We start from the raw sequence: 23,923 nt of genomic DNA, 5'->3' as shown, positions 1-23,923 counted from the left end.
GAAGCTCATTCGGTATGGCAGGTTCTTTGCGTCGTGACATAGTGGGACTCCTTGTTGCCCATTATGCCCGGCCACACACGGAAATCCTGACAGTCCCCAAGGGAAGGCCTTCCTCGAACGGATCATGCAGGCCGCCCACATTCCGGGCCTTGGCGATGCCATCGCATCCTTGCTGTCCGTGCGCACGGAATTGGTCCAACAGATCAAGGAAATGGACCGCCGCCTGCGGCTCATCGCTAGCCAGTCACAGGCCTGCGAAATCCTGATGACCATACCGGGCGTGGGCGTGCAGACATCTGCTGCCTTCGCCGCTGCAGTCGATGAAGCCGGACGCTTCCGACAATCACGCAATGCCGGGGCCTACTTCGGCCTTGTACCCCGACGCCATCAGTCGGGCGAGCTCGACTGGACAGGCAGGATCACCAAACAGGGTGACGGCGCCGTACGTAAACTGCTGTACGAAGCTGCCAACTCGATCCTCACCCGGAGCCGTGAGACCTTCGCCCTGAAAACATGGGCCATGAAGATCGCCAAGCGTCGCGGCCTGAAGAAGGCTCGCGTCGCCCTTGCCCGTCGCCTCGCAGTCATCATGCATGCCATGCTGCGCGATGGCACTTTGTTCCAGGCGCGAGGTAGGATAGAACCTGTTTGCCAGCGGTGAAGCGTCAAAGCTGATCCGAGGGCGGTGTCCCGCGAGGGAACGCAGGGACGAACGATCTGCGAAGGTAGTCAGATGGGCCGACAAGCCCGCGTCGAGTCAATGCAACGTTCGCCTCTGTGAGACCCGATACAGCACGATCAGCTCCGGCTCGGCCAGTGCGGACAGATCCATGAAACCCTCAAGGGATCAACACCGCCTAGCTCTGCAATTACAGATCCTGAGCCTAGCAAGGACTTACTGCTACAGGCTTCTATCGAACGCGGGAATCTCACTCTGCGATGACCACCAAGGCTGCGCGCTGCTGCACCAGATTTGCACTTCTGGGTCGATACCACCCTTGTCATCCAGTGTGCCGACCTTGACGTAGGCGATTTCAGGCTTGTCCGAAGGTACCGATATGATGGGCGATCCGCAGTCAGGACAGAATTGCCTGTAGATGACCGTTCCGCTCTCTCCGTGGTCCTTGTAAGAGGCCAGGTCTCCAGAAACGGCCAAGCCTGATCGTTGCACTACAAGATTGAGCGAAAAGGCGCTCCCGCTTTGCTTCTGGCAATGCGTGCAGTGACAGATCGCAGTCAACTGCGGCGCCGCAGTGAGTTCGTAGCGTATCTGTCCACAAAGGCAGCCTCCGGCCAATAGCTGTACGGTATCCATTAAAGCCCCCCTCCTTGATCACGGCATAATGCATTCGGATGCTAATCTTCAGGTGCGATCCGCACGACGACGCCATCATGCGAATCCGCGACAATCAACTGACAGGAGAGACGCGAGCAACCGCTACGATGACCGGAGGAATCAAGTAGGTCATTTTCATCCTCGCCCATCGGCGGAAAAGCGTCAGCTGCACTTTCGATCATCACGTGGCACGTTGCGCATGAGCAACAGCCTCCGCAAAGGGCCAGCATTTCATCAATACCAGCATCGCGAATAGCTTCCATGACCGATATGCCGACGGCCCCATCGACATCTTGTCGGTCTCCATCGCGCAAGATGACAGTGATCTTGGGCATTTTCAAATTCTCCCCGACGCCTTAAAGTGCTTCGATGATCATAGCGTTGGCGATGCCACCTGCCTCACACATCGTTTGCAGGCCATAGCGCTTACCGTGGCGTCGAAGGGCGTGGACAAGCGTCGCCATCAGCTTGGTGCCCGAGGAGCCAAGCGGATGACCAAGTGCTATTGAGCCGCCGTGAATGTTCAAGCGGGCAGGATCGGCTTTGATCACGTCCAGCCAGGCGAGCGGAACCGACGCGAAAGCCTCGTTCACCTCGTAGAGATCGATCTCATCGATCGACATACCGGAGCGCTCGAGTAGCTTTTGCGTCGCGGCAAGCGGCTCTTCCAGCATGATGACCGGATCTCCGGCGGTGACTGCCATCGCATGGATGCGCGCGATGGGTGTAAGACCGTGCGCCTTGAGCGCGCGCTCGCTCACCACGAGCAAGGCGGAAGCGCCATCACAAATTTGGCTGGCATTACCCGCGGTAATGACCCCGCCCTCAACCAGTGTCTTCAAAGCTCCGATCTTCTCAAGCGTCGAATCCGCCCTCACGCCCTCGTCGACCAGATGGGCGGAAAAGCCATCGGGAGTCTTGATCGTGACCGGAACGATCTCCTTCTCGAAAGCGCCGGCCTCAATCGCGGCAGCGGCGAGTTGATGGCTGCGCAGCGCAAAGCGATCCAGCGTATCGCGGGAATAGCCATATTTGCGCGCCATCATTTCCGCGCCCTCGAACTGGCTAAACCCGTTGACACCAAACCGCTGACGAATCCTGTCACTGACCGGGCCTGCTCCTCCTGCCTGATTCGAGAACATTGGAACACGGGACATGCTTTCAGCGCCTGCAGCGATCACAATGTCCTGAGTGCCTGACATGACAGCCTGAGCAGCGAACTGGACAGCCTGCTGCGAACTGCCACACTGCCGATCGACCGTTACCGCGGGTACCGACGTAGGCAACGTCGAGGCTAAAACAGCATTGCGTGCGAAGGCGAAGGATTGCTCGCCTACCTGGGTCACGCAACCCAGCACAACATCCTCGATCGCCGCCGGATCTATCCCAGTACGTGCGACAAGGGCGGACAGGACATCGCCAGCAAGATCGGCGGGATGGGTGCCGGAAAGGCGGCCGTTGCGACGCCCGCCGGCGGTACGCACTGCATCAACGATATAGGCTTGTGCCATGTTCATTATCCTTTTGGAATTTGGGCAACTGCGAGAGCTGCCAGTTCTGGGAATGCTGCAGCCCGCTCATGGGCCTGCGCCGACGAAGCCGTCCCCCTGATTGCGCGCCCCTTGATGCCGTGAAAAATAGCCGCGAGGCGGAAGAAGTTGAATGCGAGCGCGAAGCGATAGCCGGGTATGGATTCTCGGCCAGTGCGACGACAGTAAGCGGCCACATAATCGGCTTCGCTCGGAATATTCAGCGCCTCGAGGTCGGCACCCGCCAGCCCTGCCACAATATGCGACGGCATGTGGTACATCATCGCATGATAGGCAAAATCGGCGACCGGATGTCCGAGGGTCGAGAGCTCCCAGTCGAGCACCGCGAGCACCCGAGGCTCTGTTGGGTGAAAGATCATGTTGTCGATGCGGAAATCGCCATGGACGACGCTGCTTTCGTCGCCCTCATCTATGGGAATGTTGGCCGGCAGCCAGTCCACCAGGCGATCCATGTTTGGATCCCGGCCCGCGTCTGTATCGTCGAGATATTGTTGCGACCAGCGCGCAATCTGCCGGGCAAAATAGTTCCCAGGCCGCCCATAGTCACCAAGCCCGATAGCTACGGGGTCAATGCCGTGAAGTTGCGCGATGGTCGCATTCATCGCATCAAAATAAAGTGGGCGTTCTGACGCGCTCACCTCGGGGATCGTCGCGTCCCAGAATATCCGCCCTTCGACCATGGCCATCACATAGAACCAGGTTCCGATGACGCTATCATCCGTGCACAGGCCATGAACCCGCGCTACAGGAAAGCCCGCGTCACCGAGCGCCTGGAGCACCTTTGCTTCCCGCTCGATGGCGTGTGCGCCCTTCAGAAGCTGGCCAGGGGGCTTGCGACGCAGGACATAGGTTCCCGAACTCGACCGGATCTTGTAAGTCGGGTTGGATTGTCCACCCTTGAACTGCTCTATGCTGATCGGTCCGAAGAAGCCCGCAATATTGGCTTCCATCCAATTGGCGAGCGCCTGTTCATCGAAGGCATAGCCCGCGCGCACCGGCGTCGTCCCGATATTGGCATCCTGCCCGGCCGCGCTCATGACTGACCCTTGCTCCATTCGCGCTTGATCGTCTTGGCCAACGACCATTTATGGACTTCAGTTGGGCCGTCATAGATCCGGAAAGCGCGGATTTCACGAAACACCTGCTCGACGATGGTGTCGCTGCTGACCCCGCTGCCGCCCATTATCTGGACGCTCCGGTCCGCTACGCGCATGAGCGCCTCGGAAACTGCCACCTTCGCCATCGAGCTTTCGACCGTACCAAGCGAACCGCCATCGAGAATGTCGGCGCACCACAGGATCATGAGTTCAGCCTGTTGGAGGTCGATCCTGTTTTCAGCGAGCATGAAGCCGACGCCCTCATGATCGATCAACGTTTTGCCGAAGGCCTGGCGGCGACACGCATATTCAGTCGCGATCTCGTGCACGCGGATACACGACCCGAGCCAACGCATGCAGTGCGACAGGCGGGCCGGAGACAGCCGAATTTGCGCATATTTGAAACCCTCGCCTGACTGTCCCAGCATCTGCTCGGACGGAACGCGCAGGTCGTCGATCGCGATTTCGGCATGACCGCCTGGCATGGAGGTATCGATGGTGTTCGGCACACGCTCGATCCGGATCGCAGGATCCGGCAAGTCGACGAGGAACATGCAGGCACCGTCCTCGGATTTCGCCATCACGATCCCGACCGATGCCCCCTGCGCACCCGTGATGAAGCGCTTGCGTCCCCTGATGACCCAGTGATTGCCATCGAGGCGACATGACGTCTTCATCATCGAAGGGTCGGAGCCGGCACCACCGTCCTCCCACGGCTCGGTCATCAGGAATGCCGACCGGGCATTTCCAGCGATCATCGGCGCAAGGAAATGTGCCTTCTGCTCAACCGTTCCAACCCGGCCGATCAGGTACATATTGCCCTCGTCGGGCGCCATCGTGTTGACCGCGAGCGGGCCGAGCGGGGAGAGACCAGACTTGATCAGAACCAACGCGGTCTCGCGTTGCGAAAGATGAGTGCCATCGGGAAGGATATGAGGCGTGAGCACGCCCGCAGCCTTGGCTTTAGCCCGCATTTCGACGACAAGATCGTCGGTCGGCGCCCCATGATGGTCGCGCCGCTGGTCTTTCTCGTAGGGGATGATCTCGGCGCGTACAAACGCCTCTACACGTGCGGCGATCTCGCGCGCCTTATCGATGCCGACGCCGGTCACTTCGGAGCCATCCGGATAGCGCCGTCCAGGCGGATTGTCTCACCGTTCAGCATTGGGTTGGAGAGGATGCTTTCAACCAGCTGGGCATATTCGTCGGGCTGACCGAGCCTGCTGGGGAATGGAACCTGCCCACCTAGAGAGTCCAATGCCTCCTGCGGCAGCGCGGCGAGCAGAGGCGTCCAGAAGATGCCAGGAGCGATCGTCATCACGCGGATACCGTATCGCGCAAACTCACGGGCGACCGGCAGAGTCATACCGACAATGCCGCCCTTCGACGCTGAATAGGCCGCCTGCGCAATCTGGCCGTCAAATGCCGCGACACTTGCAGTGTTAATGATGACGCCGCGCTCTTCGCCGATCGGCTCGACAGCATGTAGACGTTCGGCGAATTTGGAAAGGACGTTGAACGTCCCGATGAGGTTGACGGACACGGTACGTGTGAAGTCGGCCAGCGCCAGCGCCTTGCCCTCGCGGTCGATCACCTTGGCCGGAGTGCCGATGCCAGCGCAGTTCACCAGCACGCGTGCGGTGCCATGGCTCGCTTCCGCTTTAGCCACAGCGTCGCGCACCTGGTCTTCGTCCGCAACATTGACCGGCAGAAACAAGCCACCAATTTTGTTCGCATGCGCTGCGCCAAGTTCGGCATTGAGATCGAAGATTGTGACCTTCGCCCCGGCTTTTGCCAGCCTTGCCGCTGTCGCGCCACCCAGACCCGATGCCCCGCCCGTAACAATTGCAGCTACGCCTGCTAAATCCATAATTATGTGTCCTTTCTTGAGAGGCAGATCAAAGCGTCTGGCCGTCGTCGATAGTGAAAAGGCCGCCGGTGACCGGCGCGCTGGCATCTGAACAGAGGTAAAGGAGCATTGGATCGAGCGCATCGACGCCCATGAGGCGCTGGCGGGCAAATCCCTCGAGAAGCTTGCGCCCCTTCTCGATTTCCCAAAGCGAATTGGTCATGTCGGTCGCCATATAGCCCGGAGCGATCGTGTTGACGTTGATACCCTTACCGGCCCAATCCTTTGCCAGCAGCCGACCCATTTGCGATACTGCGGCCTTGGATGCGCCATAAGCGACGATTCCTGGAAAGCCGTGCTGGCCGGTCACAGAACCGATAAGTACGATCCGCCCCCGACCCGTATCGGTGGTGCCACCAGCTACCATTCGTCGAGCGCCCTCGCGCGCGCTCAAGAATGCACCGCGCAGATTGATCGCCATGGTTGCATCGAAATCGTCGACCGACAGCCCGAGGGCACTTCCCGCCGGACTGACCCCGGCATTTACGACAACCGTATCAACGAGGCCGAATTTCGCCTCAGCCATATCGAAAGCGGCGATCGTCGACTCCTCGTCCCCCACATCCATGACGACGCCTAGAGCCTGACCACCATCTGCATGAATTTCGGCACAAAGTTCGTCCAAGAGAGATACGCGGCGGGCGCCGACAACGACATTCGCGCCTGAGGCGGCGAGAATTCGGGCGAACCGTCGCCCGATACCGGACGACGCTCCAGTCACAAGGGCTGTCCGCCCGGTCAGATTAAATGAAAATTGCTGCATATTAGATCAACCACTTGAGTTCGGCTCAATGTACCGCACTTGCCTTTGCCTGACGGAGCCCCGGATAATTGGCGTTCACCCTGAACGCCCCATCCATAAGGCGGGGGTGCTAACCAGCAGGCGCATTGCGATAGGAAGTGAAAGGCAAAACTCCGCTATTGAATGACCAAGCCACCATCCACGGCGAGAATGGCCCCGTTGATGAAACTCGCGTCATCACTGGCAAGAAAAGTGATCGCACTGGCGACCTCTTCATTCCGGCCATAGCGCTGCATAGGGTTGAGGCCCGAGAATATAGCTTTCGCCTGCCCCTCCTCTACACCAGGCGCCGCCTGACGCTCGATCGACCGCATCATGTCATTGTCAATGGGCGCAGGTGCGACTGCATTAACCCGGATGTTCGAAGCAGCGAGCTCTATCGCAGCAACCTTAACCAGACCCGCTATGCCATGCTTGCTGGCCGTGTAGGCGGCCAACCCCGCGACACCCACCAGCGCGGCGACGGAAGCTGTAGCCACGATGGCCCCGCCTTGCCTCTGCATTGCCAAAGCCGCGAATTTGATGCTGTTGAAAGTACCTGTCAGATTGACGGCTTGCACATCCCCGAACTCCTCCCCCGTCAGGGCGAGCAGCGGCTTCACGACCCCTTCAGTCCCAGCATTGGCTACCAGAATGTCGAGGCCCCCGAAAGCGGTCAGGGTGGTTGCAACAGCCGTCTCCATCTCGGAGGCAATGGCCACATCTGCCTGTATGGGTAGAAGCCGGTCGCCCGCATTGAGGGATCCCGCGACATGCTCCAACCGTTCGCGGCTCCGTCCTATAATTGCAACGCGCGCGCCACGCGCCAGCAAAAGAGCCGCCGTCGCCGTCCCAATGCCGCCCGTACCGCCGGTGACGATCGCAATCTTTCCTTCCATCAGCTCTCTCCAGCAGATTATATTTTGAATGTGACATTGATATCATATTTCTAAATTCGCGCAATCCAGCTTGACGATAAAACTGACGATGATATCACTTTTTCATAACAAACGAATCACGCAGGACAGGAGAGGCTGTCGATGACCGACGAAACCCGCCAGACCAAAGCGCTTGCCCCGACTCGCAAGGGAGCGATGACCCGCGTCAAGCTAATTGATGCCGGGCGGAAGGCCTTTTCAGCTTACGGCTATGAGGCTGCCCGGGTGGCAGATGTCGCTCGAATCGCAGGCGTCAGCCATGGTAATTTCTATCGGCATTTCACCGACAAGGACGATCTGCTCCACGCCGTTCTGGAGGAGCTTCACGAGGGTCTGAGGCGCCCCTCCCCTATAAAACGAGCGGGCTATAATCCCGGACTGTTCGAAGAGATGGTAGAGCGCAACACCGGATTCTTCCACATCTACGCGGCTCACAGGGACATGCTGCGCGTCGCTCGCGAGGCAGCCGCGAAGCCCAGTCCCAATCCTTTCCTCAAGACATGGCTCGAAATGCGCGTGCCTTTCATCGAGAGGAACCGGCGCTGGATGGAACGCCTGCAAAAGGCAGGGTCAATCGATGCAGCGGTTAACGTGTCGCTGATGGCCGAAGCGCTCGGCTCCATGATCGAGCAACTCGCCTATGTCCACATCGGCCTCCCGGAAAAGGTACCCACGAAGGACGAGCTTGACGAATTGGGGCGTACCTGTGGCCTGATCTGGTTTCGCAGCATTTTCGGGGCACAAACCGCAGAGCCCGTCTTGAGCAACGCAGACAGGCAGGGTGCATAATCATGTCGGCCATCGATCTGCTCGACCTCCATCACTATACGTCCAAATCGGACCACCAGATATTCCGGCAGTTGCGTGATCTCGAGCCGGTTCACCGTAATCCCACGCCCGATGGGGACAGCTTCTATGCGCTGACCCGCTATGAGCATGTGACGGAAATCGCGCGCGACAATCTCCGCTTTATCAACAGCAAGGGCACGCAGATACGTGACAAGCGGGCCGAAGGCCATGGCGCGCCGTCCGTCCACAATGCGGACCAGCCACTTCATTCCCGTCTTCGCGGTCCCGGCGTCGAGGCGTTTCGCAAATCGGTGCTGGAACAGAGGGAAGACCGCATCCGTCAGGTCGTTCGCGATCTGATCGACGCAGCCCCGCAAAATCAGCCCTTCGACTTTGTCTCCGCGATCGCCGTCCAGTTGCCGATGATCATTTTCGCGGAGGTTCTGGGCGTCCCGGAATCCCGACAGCATCAACTCGTCGACTGGGCCAACACAATGAGCGACGTTACCTTGACGGACGCCGTCCAAGCCGATGCGCGGCATCATCTTTTCGACTATTTCCGGGACCTTTCGGCGGAAAAGCGCCTGCATCCGGGAAATGACATCGCATCGGCGCTGGTGTCGTCTACGCCGGGGGGAAAGCTCTTTTCAGACGAGGAACTGGACGCCTATTTCATGGTCCTGACCGTCGCGGGCAATGAGACGACGCGCTTCCTGCTGACCGGGGGGCTCGAAGCCCTGATTGAACGGCCCGATCAGCTTGCCCGGCTGCGCGACGACCCTTCGCTCATTCCGTCCGCCATTGAAGAAATGGCGCGCTGGGTGTCGCCCGTCCTTCAGATGCGGCGCACGGCGACCGAGGATTATGATCTGTTCGGAACCCCCATCGCCGCCGGAACCAAGGTGGTGCTGTATTTCGCTTCCGCCAACCGCGATGAAAGAGCCTTCGACGCGGCGAGCGAATTTCACATCGATCGCAAGCCCAACCGGCATGTCGGTTTCGGCGTGGGCGCCCATTTCTGCATGGGCGCCCACCTAGGCAGGCTGGAAACCCGCATCTTTCTGGAAGAGTTCCTACGCGAGATCCGCAAGGTCGACATCGTCGAACCCTCCCGCCGTGCGCCGTCCAACTGGTTCACCGGCTTCACCGACCTCAAACTGAGCTGGTCGCGATGACCGGGCGTCGCCAGCGCCTGCTCGTCACCGGAGCCGCCAGCGGCATCGGGGCGGCCCTGCGCACCCAATTGCTGGAGCAGGGGCATGAAGTCATCGGCTTCGACATCCATCCCGCGGACGGCATCCTGCGATGCGATCTGGCGGATGATGTGAGCATCGTGGCAGCAACCGGACGGGTGCAGGCGCCCCTCGACGGGATCGCGCATGTTGCCGGGCTTCCGGGCACTGCGCCTCCGCGCCGGATCGCGGCGGTCAACCTTCTGGCCGTGCGCCGGCTGACCGGCCTTCTGCTGCCCCTGTGCACGCAAGCGGCCAGCATCTCCATCGTGTCCAGCGTCACGGCCCATCGCTGCCATTGGTCCGACGAGCGATCGGACGCCATTCTGGCCGGCTCCGACCAATCAATCCTCGACCTGTTCGCCGATCTGGAAGGGCCTGAAGCCTATGCCGCTTCGAAGAGGCTGGTCAATCGCTGGGCATCCCTCGCGGCGGCACAGCTTTTGCCCAAGGCCATCCGCGTCAATGCCGTCAGTCCCGGCCCAGTCGAAACGCCCATCCTCAAGGATTTCGAGGAATCCATGGGCGCCAGTCGCATCCAGGCGGCGGCCGGGATCGTCGGGCGACATGGATATCCGGAGGAAATCGCCGCAACGCTCGCCTTCCTGCTGTCGCCGGCGTCATCCTGGGTCAATGGCGTCAATATCGCCTGCGACGGTGGATTTTCCAATGCCCGCGCGATGGCACCGGCGCCGCACGCCCCCTCAGTCCTTACCATTTCTTCGGAGGGCGGCTCATGCAATTGATCCTTGTCCGCCACGGCATTCCCGACAATGCCCATAGCCGCTCCGTCTCCAATCCGGCCCTGTCGGAACAGGGGATGAGCGAGGCGCGTCAGACCTGCGCCCGGCTCGCGTTGGAGCCGATCGACGCCATCTATTCCAGTCCGCTGCTGCGCGCTGTCCAGACCGGGCAACCGCTGGCCGACCATTTGCAGATGCCGATCCATGAACTGGCCGAAATCGGCGAGGTCGACAATGGCGTCGACGTCTATGTTTCGCCCGAGGCGATCAGGGCGGCCGGAGAGTGGGATCAGTTCCTGCGCGACCCCATTCGCTATTATGGCCATGACGAAGGCGAGTTCAAAAGCCGCGTCATGGCAGGGTTCGAGCGGATTCTCAGCGAGGCGTCCGGGCGTCGGATCGCAGTCTTCACCCACGGCTTTCCGATCAACATCCTGCTGTCCCATGTGCTGAAACTGCCCCGCATCACGCACTTCACCCCGCGCAACGGCAGCATCTCGCGCCTCGCGGGCAAGAGCCTGAATGCGTTGCAGATCCTCAGCGTCAACGAAACAAGCCATTTCGAACTGGAGAAGGCCCGATGACCGGACATCCAGGAGCCATAGCCCAACTTACCCCCGATCGCGATGCCATCATCGCACAGGACGGAAGCCGCCTGTCGTACGGGCAGCTCCACCAACGATCGCTCGCGCTTGCACAGCAGCTTCATGCCCATGGGCTGAAGCGGGGCGATGCGGTGGCGCTGCTGATCGGCAACAGGCTGGAATTCTTCATCGCGGCATGGGCGGCGCAGCGGTCGGGTCTCTATTATATTCCCATCGCCACCCGCCTGACCCCGGCTGAACTCAGCTATATCTTCGACGATAGCGGCGCACGGGCGATCATCCTCGATCCCGCGCTTCTGGATCAATGCGTCGCAGCCCTCGCGCGGATGGAACGGGCTGTGCCGCTGGTACTCGCCCTCGACCCCGGTACGGAGTTCGAGGTCGTGGCATCCTCCGTCGATCCCGAACATCCCCTGCCCGAAGCGGTGGAGGGCGGGGACATGCTCTATACCTCCGGCACCACCGGGCGTCCGAAGGCCGTGCGCAGAACACTCGATTTCCAGCCGCTGGGATCGGACATGCGCCGGGCCGCCCGCGCCGCCGATCTTTTCGCGATGGATGGCGACAGCATCTTTCTGTCGCCCGCGCCGCTTTATCATGCCGCGCCGCTCCGCTTCGCGATGGGACAGCTGCGGACCGGTGGCGCGGTGGTGATGATGTTCAAGTTCAACGCCGAAAAGGCCCTTGCCCTGATCGAGCGCGAACGCGTCACCCACAGCCAATGGGTGCCGACGATGTTTTCCCGCCTGCTCGACCTTCCCGAAGATGTGAAGGCAAAGGTCGATCTGTCGAGCCACAAGGTCGCCATACATGCGGGCGCGCCCTGCCCCGTCGATACCAAGGGCCGGATGATCGACTGGTGGGGACCGATCCTGCACGAATATTATTCGGGCACGGAAGGCGTCGGCTTCACCCACAGCAGCAGCGCGGACTGGCTGGCCAGACCGGGCACCGTCGGCAAGCCCTATGGTTGCGCGATCCATATCGTCAGCGAGGATGGGTGGGAATTGCCACCGGGCGAAACCGGCACCGTCTATTTCGAAGGACGCGCGGGTCTCGTCTATCATAACGATCCCGACAAGACCCGCGATGCGCACCATGTGCAGGGCTGGGCCACGTTCGGCGATGTCGGCCATGTCGATGAGGACGGCTTCCTGTTCCTCTCCGACCGGCGATCCTTCACCATCGTCTCGGGCGGCGTGAACATCTATCCGGCTGAAATCGAAAATGCGCTGGCGGCGCATCCCGCCGTACTGGATGCAGCGGTGTTCGGCGTGCCCGATCCCGATTTCGGCGAAGCGGTGCAGGCCGTCATCCAACTCAAGGGCGGCGAACCAAGCCAGTCGCTCGCTGAGGACATCCGTCACTATCTGCGGGAAAGGCTGGCCTCCTTCAAACTCCCCAAATTCATCGCCTTCCGCGACGATCTGCCCCGAACCGAAACCGGCAAACTCCAGAAGCACCGGATTCGCGCCGATTATCAGGATGTCGCCCATCGCGGCCATGACTTCCGGAAACATGCGGGAGCGAGCGAATGACGCGCTTTCGGGTCGATACCCATCTGGTGGCGGGCACGATGCGCGCCAGCACGGCAGAGCCGGTGGTCATGCCCAGTCCGGTCGACCTGTCCGCGCTGACGGCGGTTCGGCTGGCCGATGATGCGATGGCTGACGCCGCGATCGAGGCCGCGCTCGCCGCCCTCGGCCCGGCTGAGGAAACGTCGCGGGACGTTCGTGCGGCGGCATTGCGCGCGCTGGCGGACAAGCTGGACGCGCGGGGGGACGAACTGGCCGAACTCGCCGCCTGGGAAATCGGCTGTCCGATCAGCCAGGCCAGGGCGTTGCAGGTCCAGAGCGCCAGCGGCCTTCTGCGGGCCACCGCAGACCTCGTCCAACGCCATGTGTTCGAGGAAGAGCGCATCGCCGCGCGCGGCGGCCGGGTGCTGGTGCGCAAGACGCCGGTCGGTGTGGCTGTCGGCATCGTCGCTTGGAATGTTCCCTTGTTTCTCGCCTGCGAGAAATTGGGCGCAGCCCTCGCGGCGGGATGTCCGATCATCCTTAAGCCCTCGCCGGAAAATGCCCGGACGATGCAGATATTTGCCGAGTTGATCTCAGAACTCGATCTGCCCAAGGGGATGATATCGCTCCTGATCGGCGGGCGGGAACTTGGCCGCCAGCTAGTATCCGACACCCGCGTGGCCAAAGTCAGCTTCACCGGCAGCACCGACGCAGGCCGGTCGGTGGCCGCCGTCGTCGCCCAGCGCTTTGCCCGCTGCACATTGGAACTGGGTGGAAAGTCAGCGGCCATCCTGCTCGATGACTTCCAGATTGCAAGCCGGCGTCGCGAACTGTTCCTTGCCACGGTCCAGAATAATGGACAGGTCTGTGGCGCACAGTCGCGGGTGCTGGCGCCTCGCTCCGCTCCCGCCCTCGTTGAGGGACTGAAATCGCTTTTCGATAATCTGAAGATCGGTGATCCCCTCGATCCCGAGACCGATATCGGCCCATTAGCGACGGCTGCGCAGGCCGAAAAGGTGCGTCGGATGCACGCCGAAGCCTTGGCTGCAGGCGCTGTGCCCATCGCTGGCTCAATTGCGTCCAAGGAGGGATGTTATGTCGACGCTGCACTGCTGAGGGTAACGCCTTCCGCGCTGCTCGCACATGAGGAAGTTTTCGGCCCGATCATCGCGCTAATCCCCTATGGCGAGGTGGAGGAGGCGATCGCTATCGCCAATGACAGCGCCTTCGGGCTTTCGGGATCGGTTTGGTCGCCCGATATCGCTCGGGCGCTCGACATAGCCCGCCGACTGCGGACTGGAACCGTTGGCCTGAACTCCAAACGCATTCTCGATTTCGCCGCACCCTTCGGCGGACACAAGGCGTCCGGCATCGGGCGGGAACTCGGGCCGGAGGGGATCGACGGCTATCTCGAAACAACGGCAATCCTACTACCCTAGAATTAATAAATTTCGTTCCAACGAATGGACAGGAGAGGGAAAATGAAAAAAGCTGATACGTTCAGCCACGGCTTGGTGCGGGCTGCGCTGTTGGTTACGGTCTCCATGCTGACCGTCACGGCAGCCCATGCGCAAACCTCGACTGCGGATGGCAAACAGGCTCAGGCAGAGCCGATCGGGATCGGCGACATTATCGTCACCGCCCAGCGCCGCGAACAAAATCTGCAGAGCGTCCCTGCCTCCATTTCCGCCATCGGTTCAGAGGAGCTTCAGTCCCGCGGCATCCTGCAAACGCGGGATCTCATGGGATCGATGCCCAATCTTCAGGTCACATCGGCTTATGGCGATACCCAGCCCAATTTCTCCCTGCGCGGCATTTCTGTCGCTAATGAATTCTCCGCTTCAACCGCCTCGCCCATCGGCGTCTATGTGGACGAAGTTTATCAGAGCTTCCGCGCTACCCACGGGCAGCAGCTTTATGACCTGGAGCGCGTCGAAGTGCTGCGCGGGCCGCAGGGCACCCTTTACGGCCGCAATACTACGGGCGGCGCTATCAACTTCATCACCCGCAAGCCCGATCTCCATTCCAACGGCAACGGCTATTTCACCGTCAGCGCGGGGAATTACCAGACCTACAAGGTCGATTTCGCGGGTGAGACGACGTTGGTGAACGATGTATTGGGCATCCGCTTCGCCGGGACCGCAGCACAAGGCCGAGGCTATACCTTTAATCCGACCGATGGCCGCCACTATGCCTCCACAGACAGCATTGCGGGGCGCGTTTCCCTGCGCTGGAAGCCGAGCGCCGATCTCGACGTCAATCTGAAAGCCTATGTCGCGCGCAACAATCCCCGCGGTGACCTCGCCTATGGCATCGGCTATCTGCAGGACAGGACGGACGCGCTGGGATATTCGCGTTTCGTGCCACGCCCCGAACTGGGCGGCCGCACGCTCAAGGAAAATGAAGTCGAAGCGGATACGGGCGGCCATTTCTACACCGCCGACAAGGGTTTCTCGCTCAACGTGAAGGTCAATCTGAACGATGCGCTGACGCTGACCTCCGTCACAGGCTATGATTATGGCCAATATCGTCTGGCACCCTTCGATTGCGACGGATCGCCCAACAATATCTGCGCCATCCGCTATTATTCCGCGAGCAAGAATTTCAATCAGGACGTCCGCCTGAACCTGGAGACGGACCGTTTCCACGGCATCCTCGGCGCTTATTATGGCGTCGACTCCATCAAGACGCACAACCAACCCGATTTCTTCGGCGCACTCCGTCCCCTGCTTCAGGGTGCCGGCCTGCCCGGCGATTACAGCAACATCGCGATTGCAACCGCTTCGTCGCTTCACACCCTGCCCGCCTTCGCGTTAAATCCGTCGCTGACCCCTTCCTCACCCGGCTTCTGTTCGCCGGTGGTGGTCAACCCAAATGGCTTCTTCGACGCCCGTTCGCTGGCCGCTTTCCAATATGATGTGGCGACGACCAACTCGCCGGGCGGCACCGCAGCACAGGCCGCCTGCGCAGCGGCGGGAGCGGCGCCCTTCGCTCCGATCGCGGCCGACCAGAAATTCACGCTGCGCCGTCCGTCCTTCGCCCTCTATGGCGAATTGACGTTCGACGTCACGGACAAGCTGAGCATCACCGGTGGCCTGCGCTATACCTATGACAAGGTGCAATATAAGAACGCCCAGACCGTTCTTTATGGATTGGACGGCACCACCCCCATCGCGACGACGGTTCCCTACAGTTTCCCCTATGATCCCGCCATCGGGACGATGAACCAGCATGACAATAAGGGTGCCGTCTCGGGCCGCGTCGTGGTCAATTACAAGTTCGACCCGGATGTCATGGCCTATGCCAGCTATAGCCGCGGCTATCGTTCCGGCACCTATAACGGCCTTGCCTATCAGGACACCTCGCAGGTCTACTTCCTGAAGCCCGAAACCGTGAACGCCTATGAAGGCGGCATCAAGTCGCGCTTCCTCGACCGGCGCGTCCAATTGAATGTCTCCGGCTTCTACTATGACTATTCGAACCAGCAGATCGCACAAATCATCGGCGCCACATCCTTCCTGCGCAGCGCCAATGGCCGGGTCTGGGGTTTTGAAGGCGAACTGAACGTCCGGCCCACCGAAAATCTGAAACTCAACGCATCGGCCGGCTATCTCAACAGCAAATATACCGGCAATTCGACCGACCCGTTGAACCCGGCCAACACCACCATCAACATCAACGGCAATCCCTTCCCTAATGCGCCCAAGCTGACCTTCAACGCAGGGTTTGAATGGACGGCGGTACGGACCGAGAGCAATGATGGTCGCATCGTGCTGCGCGGGGACGCCAATTATATGGGCAAATATTATTTCGACCCGTTCAAAAACTATGGCCAGCAGCCCTGCGACCAACCTGCCGCCGGTTCCAGTGTCCTTTCCGCCACGCCCGAAATCGCGTGCGGCAATCCTGGCTATTGGCTGTTCAACGGTCGCATTTCCTATGAGACGCCGAGTTACACCATCGCACTGTGGGGCAAGAACCTGACCAACAAATTCTACTATGCCTACGGCCTCAACCTCAATGCCTTCTATCTTGATTATTTCAACCGAGGCGCGCCCCGCACCTATGGGGTCGAGGCTTCATTCAAATTCTAACTGTAACGAGGGGGCCGCAGTGCCCCCTCAACGGAGGTATCATGACTGGGCGGCTTGAAGGGAAAATCGGCTTGATAACCGGAGCTGGATCAGGCCTTGGTGCCGCGATCGCCTCCCGGTTCGTTGCAGAGGGCGCACATGTCCTTGTCACCGACGTGAATGTCGTATCCGCAAATGGCGTTGCCTCATCCCTCGGCTCACAAACCACCGCATTGAAGCTGGATGTCACAGATTTGGAGGACTGGGCTGATGCTATATCCTTTACTGAACGGGAATTTGGAGGACTCCACCTGCTCGTCAACAATGCAGGGATTTGCCTGACGGGGTCGGTGGAGGACGTTTCCATCGAAGATTGGAAGCGGACCCATGCGATTGACCTTGATGGTGTCTTCTACGGCATCCGCTCTTGCCTGCCGCTCATGCGCGCAAGCACGATCGATGCAGGCGGCGCTATCATCAACATATCCTCCATTTCCGGGGTCGTGGCGGCCGCGAACATGGCGGCCTATAACTCGGCCAAGGCCGCAGTCCGCCACCTCACCAAGTCGGTGGCGCTACATTGCGCCAAGTCGGGCGGCACGATCACCTGCAATTCGCTGCATCCCACCTTCATTGACACGCCGCTGCTCGATGGTTTCGCCGCAGGCCGCCCGCGCGAGGAAATGGTCGCCAAGCTGGCCCGGCAAATTCCCCTGGGACGGGTGGGCACAACGGACGATGTGGCGGGAGCCGCCGTCTATTTCTGTTCGGACGAAGCCCGATTCATCACCGGCGCAGAATTAGTCATCGATGGAGGCCTATCGGCCATGTGACCTTCGCCATCATAACAAGATCGGAGAGGAAAAGTGATAGATACGGAACCGCAACTCGCTGCCATGCTGGAGGCGAGGAAAGCGCGCAGAAACCTGCCACCTTACATCCCACAGGAAGACGGTGCCATCCAGGGCTTGCTCGATAGTTTCTTCGCGCGGCATCGCCCCGACGCGGTCGTGAGCGGCATCGCCCGCATGGGCGGCGGCGCGTCGAAAGAGCAGTTCATCTTTACACTGGCCGCCCCTGGAGAGGCAGCCCGGCGCTATGTGCTGCGCATGGACCCACTCGAAGCGATTACGGAAACCAGCCGCGCGCGCGAATATGAAATTCTGAATGCTTTCGAGGGCGTAGTTCCGGTGCCCAAACCTGTCTGGATCGACGCGGAGGGTGAGATATTTCCCCGCCCCGCTATGATCATGGAGTTGGTATCGGGTGTCACCAAGCCGAGCACCATCGACTTGTCTGTGACGGGCCTGGGCACCGTGCTCGGCGACAGGCTTCGCCGGATCATTCGACCGCAATATCTCGACATGCTGGCAAAAGTGCACAATTTCGACTGGCAGTCCGCAAATCTCCGGTCTTTTACCGCACCCACCGCCGATCCGAAACAGCCGACCCGCTGGCTCATCAACTTCTGGAAAGAACTCTTGGAACAGGATGTCGTCGCGCATGAACCCGTGGTTCGTGTCGCTACGCAATGGCTGGAGGAAAATATTCCCGATTGCGACCGCGTCAGCGTCGTGCACGGCGACTTCCGCACCGGAAATTATCTGTTTGACGAAGAAACCGGTCATGTGACCGCTCTCCTAGATTGGGAAATGTGCTATCTGGGCGATTATCACGCCGATTTTGCTTGGCTGCTCCAGCCGGTGTTCGGAACCCATATCGAAGGTGTCTTCCGCGCGAGCGACATCTTCGAAGGCGAAGAGGATTTCATCGCCGCCTATGAAGCAGCAAGCGGAAATTTGGTAAATCGCAAGAAACTGCATTATTTCAAGGTCTTCAACTTCTGGAAAAGCTACATCCTGGTATCGGTTCTGGGAATGCGCGCCGCGATCGAGCAGCATAACCATCAAGATGTGCTTCTCACCTTCTTGGCAGCGACCGGGCCCATGCACATTGCGGCACTGGCCCATCAGCTTTCGATCGGAGACATGCAATGAATCCCTCCATCCCCGAACGCCTCGACAGCGCGGTTCGCGCTCTGACTTATGTCATCCTGCCCGCCCTGCCCAAAGAAGCCAGCCTGGCGCGCGAGCAGTTGCAGCTCGTCGTCGGGCATCTTCAAATAAGCCTGGCCCAATATGCGGTGGCGCCGGATTTCGAAGCCCAGGAGGCTCAGGAATTCGCAGCATTGGCTCGGACCGTTATCGAAATCGCTCGCGGCGGTGCGGCCACACAGAATGCAATCGCCGCCATGAAAGCTACGCTCGATGGGATCGACGTGCATCCCTTTCACGAACAAACTCGCCTTACTCAAAAAGCGATTGATGAAGCTTTACTGGCACTTGCGCTCGATGGCGATCATACGGTCGTCATTGAACTGCGCACCATAATCCTCTCCCATGGAAAGGAGCGATCTACGAGAGACCGGAAGTGGTTTGCCCTTATGGGGTTTGATCCTGAAGCTGCGGGTTGGGATCAGCCTGTATAGCCTGCAGTGGGCATGGCAGCAGCTTGCCAGCTACGGCCGCGGGAGCATACTCTGAGTTAATACCCAGGTGATCATGAGATTGGCGAGTGCCGTGGTGTCGGGTCTGACTAGAAGTGAGGTGGCCCCCCCTTCTTGGACAGGTTTGCGGCTAAGAGGCTGTGTCGGTACGCTAACGCAACGGTGGACGGCCGAGTTTCGATATGATTCCGAGGGTTTGCGACACCAACCTTGGAATGAGGTGGTGCCGCCTTCTTGGACAGTTTGGCGGCTGAGTTAAGCTAACACCGGTTGTCGTTCATGCCGCCTGTTTGATCATCAGATCATGGGGGGCATGCCCCCCATGATCTGATTGCCCGATCCGCCGATAGGCCTCCATCGGGGTTCTCCCGGCAAGGCCCGAATGCGGACGCTGGGTGTTGTAATAGGTGATCCACCGGCCAAGGCCAGCCCGCAACTCCGAGCCGGTCTCGAAGGCAGGGAGATACACGCATTCGTATTTCAGGGAGCGCCAGAGGCGCTCGATGAAGACATTGTCCATCCATCGGCCGCGACGATCCATGCTGATTCGGGCCTCGGCCTCGCGCAGCACGCAGGTGAACGCAAAGCTGGTGAACTGACTGCCCTGGTCAGTATTGAAGATTTCGGGCTTCCCGTAGCGGGCCAGGGCCTCCTCCACCGCCGCGACGCAGAAGTCGGCATCCATCGTGTTCGACAGCCGCCAAGCCAGCACCTTGCGGGTAGCCCAGTCCATGATCGCCACCAGATAGAGGAAAGCCCGGCGCATGGGGATGTATGTCACATCGGCGCACCACACGTGGTTGGGCCGCTCGATCGCCAGCTTACGCAGCAGATACGGGTAGATCCGGTGCTGCGGGTGCGGATCGCTCGTGCGTGGTCGCTGATAGATCGGCATCAGGCCCACCTTCGCCATCAGCCGCCGTGTCCGCCGTCGCCCGACCTGGTGGCCGGCGCGCCGCAAATGCCGCGCCATCTGGCGACTGCCGTAACACGGGCACTCCATGAACGTCTCGTCGATCACCGTCATCAGCGCCAGAGTCTCATCCGTTTCCGGTACCGGTGCGTAGTAATAGGACGAGCGGCTGATCCGTAGCAGGCGGCATTGGGTCGCTATCGACAGGCGGTGAGAAGGTTCGACCATCACCCGCCTCCGATCCACGCTCATCGACCGAAGGCTTTCGCTAAAAAATCCCGCTCCAAGACCAACTGCCCGATCTTGGCGTGCAGCTTTTCCACCTCGCTCTCGCCGGCAGCCCTGATCGCATCACCGGCCCCGGAGAACGTGCCTGCCATCCCGTCGATGGCTTGCCGCTTCCACGCCGCGATCATCGTGTGATGCACGCCATGCTTGGCGGCCAACTCCGCCAGCGTCAGGTCTCCCCGGATCGCCTCCAGCGCGACCTTCGCTTTGAAATCCGCGCTGTAGCGCTTTCTCGTCGTCTTCATTCCAGTACCAATCCATCAGCGCGGGATTAGCTTAGCATCCTGTCCAGATTTCCGGCACCACCTCACACATCGATGCAGAATTGCATGCAATTTGACGGAAGGGAGCGGACAATGCTATTCTCGAGCGCGTCCTTCAATATATTCCGCAAGTTTAACTGGCTGATGTTATTACCTGCATCATAATCTCGATTATCTTGTTCGCGCAACCAATTAGGCAATTGCCGTTTCATTTGACTAGCAATATCAAAAATAGCGACATCTTCTTCATCAGACCTTGCCTTGGTCGAATGACTTACCGTGTTTATTGCTCCCCAACTTCACCCCAGCCTTGTTCGAACGTGTCTGCCATCGTCGCGATGTCAGCAAAACCAGCGAAGAAGATTGGCGCTTCAAAAAAACACGGTCGGCCGCGAAACTTGGCGGTCCTCCAATAGCTAATTGGATGCCATTGCTGTTCCACCATTGTTGCGGCATACTCGGCGTTAGCGGGCAGACCTTCTTGATGAGGGTACGCCATGAAGTCTGATATATCTCAAAATTCTGTGGGTACAGCGCCCGATACAGACCCAGAATCGACTTATGTAAAGGACCGCCGGACAGACCGGCTACTGCGGAAACCTGATGTCACCGCAAAAACCGGGCTGTCCGTTTCGGCTATCTATCGGCTGGAAACCGCCGGCCGTTTCCCTCGTCGCCGTCGAATCGGATTGCGCTCGATCGCCTGGTACGAAAGCGACATTAACGAGTTCATCGCAGATCCTCTAGGCTACCGTTCAGATACCGGCTGACCACCGCATGCGCGGGGTCGAGACTACTAGTGATGAGGTCGGCCCAAACCTGAACGAGTGCCCCCCGCGGCTTGCGGTAACGGGATCGGTTATAGGACCATTCCGACGCGGACACCCCCGGCGGAACATGAGCCAGGACCATATCGATCATCATCCGGTCTCCATCACGGCCTAGCTCGGCCGCCCGCTCATTCATGATGGTCGAGAATGACGATCTCCAGCCGTGGGGCACCATCACATTCTTGTATCGCCCTCGTCCCATGCGTTTGTACATCGTGCTTAGAGCCGCATCGGAAATCGGCTTTCGCCATGATTTCGCATTAGGAAAGAGGAGTGCGAAGCCGCCCGTCAACGGCCGCAGCGCGCGGAGCACTTCAACGGCCTGATGTGGCAGCGGCACATCATGCCCGAAAGCTGGATTGCCTTTGTCCTCGACGTCGAGCTTCATACGGCTCGCAGGGATACGCCAGATGGGTGCATTCGGTATTGCGTCCGGATTATCCCAATCAATGCCTTCAAATTCGCTCCAGAGAGCCGTTCGCAGCACGCCCACCCGGACCAGGGTTAAGGCCAAAAGCCTTGAGGCAAGCTTGACGGTCAGACTCGAGGTGGACCGATCCACTACCTTTTGAAATTCCAGAACGTCAGACACTTCTGTAATCGCTGGCTGTTTCGATCCTCGACGCGCCGGCTTGAGCGCATCCTTTATCTCGTCGATCTCCAGCAGGATCGCATGTTCGACGAGCCCCTCCCCCTTTGCGCGCCGGAAGACACTTTTTATGTAGCCACGGACGCGCTTGGCGGTTTCGATGGAGCCCCTCGCCTCGATCTTCCGGAGCGCGCGCAGAATGGACGCGCTCTCGATCTGGCCGATCGGAAGATTACCGAACAGGGGATAGAGGTCGCGTTCAAATCGGTGGCGAACCCGCTTGGCGTTCGAGACCGACCAGATCGGCTCCTGGTCGGCTAGCCATTCTTCGGCAAGCTTCCTGAAGGTTATCTTCGCGGCCTCAATCCTGGCGATCTTGGCCTTCTGCTTTTCCAGCGCCGGATCCTTGCCTTCAGAGACGAGCTTGCGTGCCTCATGATGGGCCTCCCGTGCCGCGACGAGCCCCATCTCGGGATAGCGGCCAAGGGTGAGCGTCTTTTCCTTGGGGCCGATCCGATATCGGTACCGCCAGAATTTTCCGCCGGCTGAGGTGACGTGGAGAAAAAGCCCTTGAGAATCGGCAAGGCGGTAATCGCTGGCCTGAGGCTTGGCATTCTTAATTTCGACGATGGTAAGCGACATGAGATTATACCCTCAAATCGGCCCGCCATGCCCGCAATTATGCCCACAGAGTCGCTGAACTGTCCTGGTCTGTCCTGACCTGTCCTGAACAGCAAAAACGCTGAAAAACCCCAATATTTCAGAGGTTTATTATAGCATCAGAACTGTCTTGGAAGCAATATTTGGTGGGCCCGGCAGGACTCGAACCCGCAACCTAGCCGTTATGAGCGGCCAGCTCTAACCATTGAGCTACAGGCCCCACCTGAAACGCGGATTAGGCAGCATCAGGCCGCTTTGCAAGTCCGGTTCGCGGCGGAACGGCCGCCAGCAACTCGTCCAGACTTGCTGCCTTCACGCCTCGCATGGCGAGGTGATCGAGTACCTGATCCCACCATCGATAGAAACTCGCCCGGTCGCTCTCATCGCGCACATAGGGCGTATGCCCCGGCTCAAGCGTCGGAGAATGGAAGTTGAAGTTCAATACCGGAACACCCTCTTCCATCAGGGCGTCGATTGCAGCGATAGCCTCTACAGCGGAAATTCCCTCCGGCGTCAGGGGAACGCGGCTCAGCAGTCGAGCCCGAGCCATCACACCTGCCAGCGGTCCCACTGACTGAACGCTTCGATACAACCGCTCGCCCCCACCGCGCAGCAATCCGATGAAGGCGGTGGAAAGGGGCAGTTCCACCAGCTTTCGTCCCGGTCCCGCCCAGTAAGGCGATTGCGGCAACGCGCTGAAATCCGGGCCATGCTGGCCGCTATAATCGAATCGGCTCCTGACAGATGTGTCGAGACGAAAACCCGCTTCCTCCAGCAACCGACCGCTATTGGGACCTACGCCATAACGCCCGGCGCGATAGGCGATGGGGCGATTGCCAAAACGCCCCTCCATGCGGTCGCACAAAGTTTCAAGTTTGGCGCGTTCGACCTCGGCGGGCAGGAAACCGACATAGCTATTGGCGGCGTTTACCGCCTCTACATACGGCGGGTTGACCCAGGGATGCAGGTGCGCGCCCACATCCGCCTCACCGTCCGCGACCCACTGTCCGATGAGCGCAGCAGCCGCGTCATGATCGACGACGGGGTAATCCGCGACATAAACAGGTTTGACAGCCGCCGACGCGAAATAGCCCTGACCACGCGTCATCCCGTTCAAAGCGCTGACACTGTGCCTTTCGCGGCTGAACGGCGCATCCCAGTCAAATTCTTCCTCAGTGTCGATGAAGAGCATGAAACGTGTGCCAAAGGCGCGATCGAGCGTGATACGGTCCTCATCGAGCGGGGGAGCCAACAAGTTGCCGTCATGGTCAGGACCGTTCATGAAGGCAGCACTATCGATCAAA

23 protein-coding genes and 1 tRNA gene are annotated in these 23,923 nt (G+C 59.8%); 12 read left to right on the top strand and 12 right to left on the bottom strand.

Annotation, left to right across the window (positions count from 1 at the left end; all coding sequences use genetic code 11):
- The first annotated feature begins 124 nt into the window (after positions 1 to 124).
- Positions 125 to 661 (top strand): IS110 family transposase, encoded by a 537-nt coding sequence (locus DI606_RS09505; RefSeq protein WP_293982045.1) that lies wholly within the window; start codon positions 125 to 127, stop codon positions 659 to 661.
- A 240-nt stretch (positions 662 to 901) separates the two neighbouring features.
- Here the strand turns inward: DI606_RS09505 and DI606_RS09500 are convergent, their stop codons facing one another.
- From DI606_RS09500 to DI606_RS09465, 8 genes are all read right to left on the bottom strand, one after another.
- On the bottom strand, positions 902 to 1,315 hold the full coding sequence (locus DI606_RS09500) for a GFA family protein (protein WP_293982042.1): 414 nt from the start codon (positions 1,313 to 1,315) through the stop codon (positions 902 to 904).
- Positions 1,316 to 1,356: 41 nt separating this feature from the next.
- On the bottom strand, positions 1,357 to 1,671 hold the full coding sequence (locus DI606_RS09495) for a 2Fe-2S iron-sulfur cluster-binding protein (protein ID WP_293982039.1): 315 nt from the start codon (positions 1,669 to 1,671) through the stop codon (positions 1,357 to 1,359).
- 21 nt (positions 1,672 to 1,692) lie between these two features.
- On the bottom strand, positions 1,693 to 2,847 hold the full coding sequence (locus DI606_RS09490) for an acetyl-CoA C-acetyltransferase (protein ID WP_293982036.1): 1,155 nt from the start codon (positions 2,845 to 2,847) through the stop codon (positions 1,693 to 1,695).
- A 5-nt stretch (positions 2,848 to 2,852) separates the two neighbouring features.
- Entirely contained in the window at positions 2,853 to 3,923 is a 1,071-nt protein-coding gene (locus tag DI606_RS09485; protein WP_293982034.1) for a phosphotransferase, read from the bottom strand.
- Entirely contained in the window at positions 3,920 to 5,095 is a 1,176-nt protein-coding gene (locus DI606_RS09480) for an acyl-CoA dehydrogenase family protein (protein ID WP_293982032.1), read from the bottom strand. Before DI606_RS09480 ends, DI606_RS09485 begins: the two co-directional genes overlap by 4 nt.
- Positions 5,092 to 5,853 (bottom strand): SDR family NAD(P)-dependent oxidoreductase, encoded by a 762-nt coding sequence (locus DI606_RS09475; protein WP_293982053.1) that lies wholly within the window; start codon positions 5,851 to 5,853, stop codon positions 5,092 to 5,094. The genes DI606_RS09480 and DI606_RS09475 overlap by 4 nt, the downstream gene beginning before the upstream one ends.
- Positions 5,854 to 5,881: 28 nt before the next feature.
- Positions 5,882 to 6,655, bottom strand: a complete 774-nt coding sequence (locus DI606_RS09470; RefSeq protein ID WP_293982030.1) for an SDR family NAD(P)-dependent oxidoreductase — start codon at positions 6,653 to 6,655, stop codon at positions 5,882 to 5,884.
- A gap of 155 nt (positions 6,656 to 6,810) precedes the next feature.
- Positions 6,811 to 7,572 (bottom strand): SDR family NAD(P)-dependent oxidoreductase, encoded by a 762-nt coding sequence (locus DI606_RS09465; RefSeq protein WP_293982028.1) that lies wholly within the window; start codon positions 7,570 to 7,572, stop codon positions 6,811 to 6,813.
- Between the two features lie 141 nt (positions 7,573 to 7,713).
- On the opposite strand from DI606_RS09465, the gene DI606_RS09460 reads away from it, so the two are divergent.
- From DI606_RS09460 to DI606_RS09415, 10 genes are all read left to right on the top strand, one after another.
- A complete protein-coding gene (locus tag DI606_RS09460; RefSeq protein ID WP_293982025.1) occupies positions 7,714 to 8,400 on the top strand; it encodes a TetR/AcrR family transcriptional regulator in 687 nt (228 codons plus the stop codon).
- A 2-nt stretch (positions 8,401 to 8,402) separates the two neighbouring features.
- Entirely contained in the window at positions 8,403 to 9,575 is a 1,173-nt protein-coding gene (locus DI606_RS09455; RefSeq protein ID WP_293982022.1) for a cytochrome P450, read from the top strand.
- Positions 9,572 to 10,378, top strand: a complete 807-nt coding sequence (locus DI606_RS09450; RefSeq protein WP_293982020.1) for an SDR family oxidoreductase — start codon at positions 9,572 to 9,574, stop codon at positions 10,376 to 10,378. Before DI606_RS09455 ends, DI606_RS09450 begins: the two co-directional genes overlap by 4 nt.
- Positions 10,369 to 10,959: a histidine phosphatase family protein gene (locus tag DI606_RS09445; RefSeq protein WP_293982018.1), complete on the top strand. Its 591-nt coding sequence runs from the start codon at positions 10,369 to 10,371 to the stop codon at positions 10,957 to 10,959. The genes DI606_RS09450 and DI606_RS09445 overlap by 10 nt, the downstream gene beginning before the upstream one ends.
- The gene (locus DI606_RS09440; RefSeq protein WP_293982016.1) at positions 10,956 to 12,518 is read left to right on the top strand and encodes an AMP-binding protein; all 1,563 of its coding nucleotides are present in this window, start codon (positions 10,956 to 10,958) and stop codon (positions 12,516 to 12,518) included. Before DI606_RS09445 ends, DI606_RS09440 begins: the two co-directional genes overlap by 4 nt.
- Positions 12,515 to 13,936, top strand: a complete 1,422-nt coding sequence (locus DI606_RS09435; protein ID WP_293982012.1) for an aldehyde dehydrogenase family protein — start codon at positions 12,515 to 12,517, stop codon at positions 13,934 to 13,936. The genes DI606_RS09440 and DI606_RS09435 overlap by 4 nt, the downstream gene beginning before the upstream one ends.
- A 42-nt stretch (positions 13,937 to 13,978) precedes the next feature.
- Positions 13,979 to 16,591 carry a TonB-dependent receptor gene (locus DI606_RS09430; RefSeq protein ID WP_293982010.1) on the top strand — a complete coding sequence of 871 codons (2,613 nt, stop codon included), beginning with the start codon at positions 13,979 to 13,981 and terminating at the stop codon, positions 16,589 to 16,591.
- Positions 16,592 to 16,632: 41 nt separating this feature from the next.
- Positions 16,633 to 17,403 (top strand): glucose 1-dehydrogenase, encoded by a 771-nt coding sequence (locus DI606_RS09425; protein ID WP_293982008.1) that lies wholly within the window; start codon positions 16,633 to 16,635, stop codon positions 17,401 to 17,403.
- Between the two features lie 195 nt (positions 17,404 to 17,598).
- Positions 17,599 to 18,567, top strand: coding sequence for a phosphotransferase family protein (locus tag DI606_RS09420; RefSeq protein WP_293982006.1), 969 nt, complete (start codon positions 17,599 to 17,601; stop codon positions 18,565 to 18,567).
- Complete coding sequence (locus DI606_RS09415) at positions 18,564 to 19,058, top strand: hypothetical protein (RefSeq protein WP_293982003.1); 495 nt, start codon at positions 18,564 to 18,566, stop codon at positions 19,056 to 19,058. Before DI606_RS09420 ends, DI606_RS09415 begins: the two co-directional genes overlap by 4 nt.
- A gap of 295 nt (positions 19,059 to 19,353) precedes the next feature.
- Here the strand turns inward: DI606_RS09415 and DI606_RS09410 are convergent.
- A protein-coding gene (locus DI606_RS09410) for an IS3 family transposase (protein ID WP_293982000.1) occupies positions 19,354 to 20,522 on the bottom strand; the annotation gives its coding sequence in 2 pieces (ribosomal slippage) (positions 19,354 to 20,258 and positions 20,258 to 20,522; 1,170 coding nt in all).
- 515 nt (positions 20,523 to 21,037) lie between these two features.
- On the opposite strand from DI606_RS09410, the gene DI606_RS09405 reads away from it, so the two are divergent.
- Positions 21,038 to 21,310, top strand: coding sequence for an AlpA family transcriptional regulator (locus tag DI606_RS09405; protein ID WP_293981997.1), 273 nt, complete (start codon positions 21,038 to 21,040; stop codon positions 21,308 to 21,310).
- On the opposite strand, the gene DI606_RS09400 is transcribed toward DI606_RS09405, so the two are convergent.
- The 3 genes from DI606_RS09400 to DI606_RS09390 form a co-directional block, all read right to left on the bottom strand.
- Positions 21,270 to 22,601: an integrase arm-type DNA-binding domain-containing protein gene (locus tag DI606_RS09400; protein WP_293981994.1), complete on the bottom strand. Its 1,332-nt coding sequence runs from the start codon at positions 22,599 to 22,601 to the stop codon at positions 21,270 to 21,272. The genes DI606_RS09405 and DI606_RS09400 overlap by 41 nt on opposite strands.
- 162 nt (positions 22,602 to 22,763) lie before the next feature.
- Positions 22,764 to 22,839 (bottom strand) — tRNA-Ile (locus DI606_RS09395).
- 15 nt (positions 22,840 to 22,854) lie between these two features.
- Entirely contained in the window at positions 22,855 to 23,901 is a 1,047-nt protein-coding gene (locus DI606_RS09390; RefSeq protein WP_293981991.1) for a polysaccharide deacetylase family protein, read from the bottom strand.
- Between the last annotated feature and the right edge of the window lie 22 nt (positions 23,902 to 23,923).

The organism is Sphingobium sp. (assembly GCF_003248505.1).
In the GTDB taxonomy this organism is placed as follows: domain Bacteria; phylum Pseudomonadota; class Alphaproteobacteria; order Sphingomonadales; family Sphingomonadaceae; genus Sphingobium.
Note: the sequence above shows the minus strand (reverse complement) of the source record. Positions and strands in the feature narration are given on the sequence as shown.

Excerpts from the sequence above, each read along its gene's own strand:
- DI606_RS09475 (WP_293982053.1), bottom strand. The coding sequence starts at position 5,853 with ATGGATTTAGCAGGCGTAGCTGCAATTGTTACGGGCGGGGCATCGGGT.
- DI606_RS09425 (WP_293982008.1), top strand. The coding sequence starts at position 16,633 with ATGACTGGGCGGCTTGAAGGGAAAATCGGCTTGATAACCGGAGCTGGA.
- DI606_RS09430 (WP_293982010.1), top strand. The coding sequence starts at position 13,979 with ATGAAAAAAGCTGATACGTTCAGCCACGGCTTGGTGCGGGCTGCGCTG.
- DI606_RS09505 (WP_293982045.1), top strand. The coding sequence starts at position 125 with ATGCAGGCCGCCCACATTCCGGGCCTTGGCGATGCCATCGCATCCTTG.
- DI606_RS09445 (WP_293982018.1), top strand. The coding sequence starts at position 10,369 with ATGCAATTGATCCTTGTCCGCCACGGCATTCCCGACAATGCCCATAGC.
- DI606_RS09390 (WP_293981991.1), bottom strand. The coding sequence starts at position 23,901 with ATGAACGGTCCTGACCATGACGGCAACTTGTTGGCTCCCCCGCTCGAT.
- DI606_RS09495 (WP_293982039.1), bottom strand. The coding sequence starts at position 1,671 with ATGCCCAAGATCACTGTCATCTTGCGCGATGGAGACCGACAAGATGTC.
- DI606_RS09420 (WP_293982006.1), top strand. The coding sequence starts at position 17,599 with ATGGGCGGCGGCGCGTCGAAAGAGCAGTTCATCTTTACACTGGCCGCC.
- DI606_RS09490 (WP_293982036.1), bottom strand. The coding sequence starts at position 2,847 with ATGGCACAAGCCTATATCGTTGATGCAGTGCGTACCGCCGGCGGGCGT.
- DI606_RS09460 (WP_293982025.1), top strand. The coding sequence starts at position 7,714 with ATGACCGACGAAACCCGCCAGACCAAAGCGCTTGCCCCGACTCGCAAG.
- DI606_RS09465 (WP_293982028.1), bottom strand. The coding sequence starts at position 7,572 with ATGGAAGGAAAGATTGCGATCGTCACCGGCGGTACGGGCGGCATTGGG.
- DI606_RS09435 (WP_293982012.1), top strand. The coding sequence starts at position 12,515 with ATGACGCGCTTTCGGGTCGATACCCATCTGGTGGCGGGCACGATGCGC.
- DI606_RS09470 (WP_293982030.1), bottom strand. The coding sequence starts at position 6,655 with ATGCAGCAATTTTCATTTAATCTGACCGGGCGGACAGCCCTTGTGACT.
- DI606_RS09485 (WP_293982034.1), bottom strand. The coding sequence starts at position 3,923 with ATGAGCGCGGCCGGGCAGGATGCCAATATCGGGACGACGCCGGTGCGC.
- DI606_RS09415 (WP_293982003.1), top strand. The coding sequence starts at position 18,564 with ATGAATCCCTCCATCCCCGAACGCCTCGACAGCGCGGTTCGCGCTCTG.
- DI606_RS09450 (WP_293982020.1), top strand. The coding sequence starts at position 9,572 with ATGACCGGGCGTCGCCAGCGCCTGCTCGTCACCGGAGCCGCCAGCGGC.
- DI606_RS09405 (WP_293981997.1), top strand. The coding sequence starts at position 21,038 with ATGAAGTCTGATATATCTCAAAATTCTGTGGGTACAGCGCCCGATACA.
- DI606_RS09440 (WP_293982016.1), top strand. The coding sequence starts at position 10,956 with ATGACCGGACATCCAGGAGCCATAGCCCAACTTACCCCCGATCGCGAT.
- DI606_RS09500 (WP_293982042.1), bottom strand. The coding sequence starts at position 1,315 with ATGGATACCGTACAGCTATTGGCCGGAGGCTGCCTTTGTGGACAGATA.
- DI606_RS09400 (WP_293981994.1), bottom strand. The coding sequence starts at position 22,601 with ATGTCGCTTACCATCGTCGAAATTAAGAATGCCAAGCCTCAGGCCAGC.
- DI606_RS09455 (WP_293982022.1), top strand. The coding sequence starts at position 8,403 with ATGTCGGCCATCGATCTGCTCGACCTCCATCACTATACGTCCAAATCG.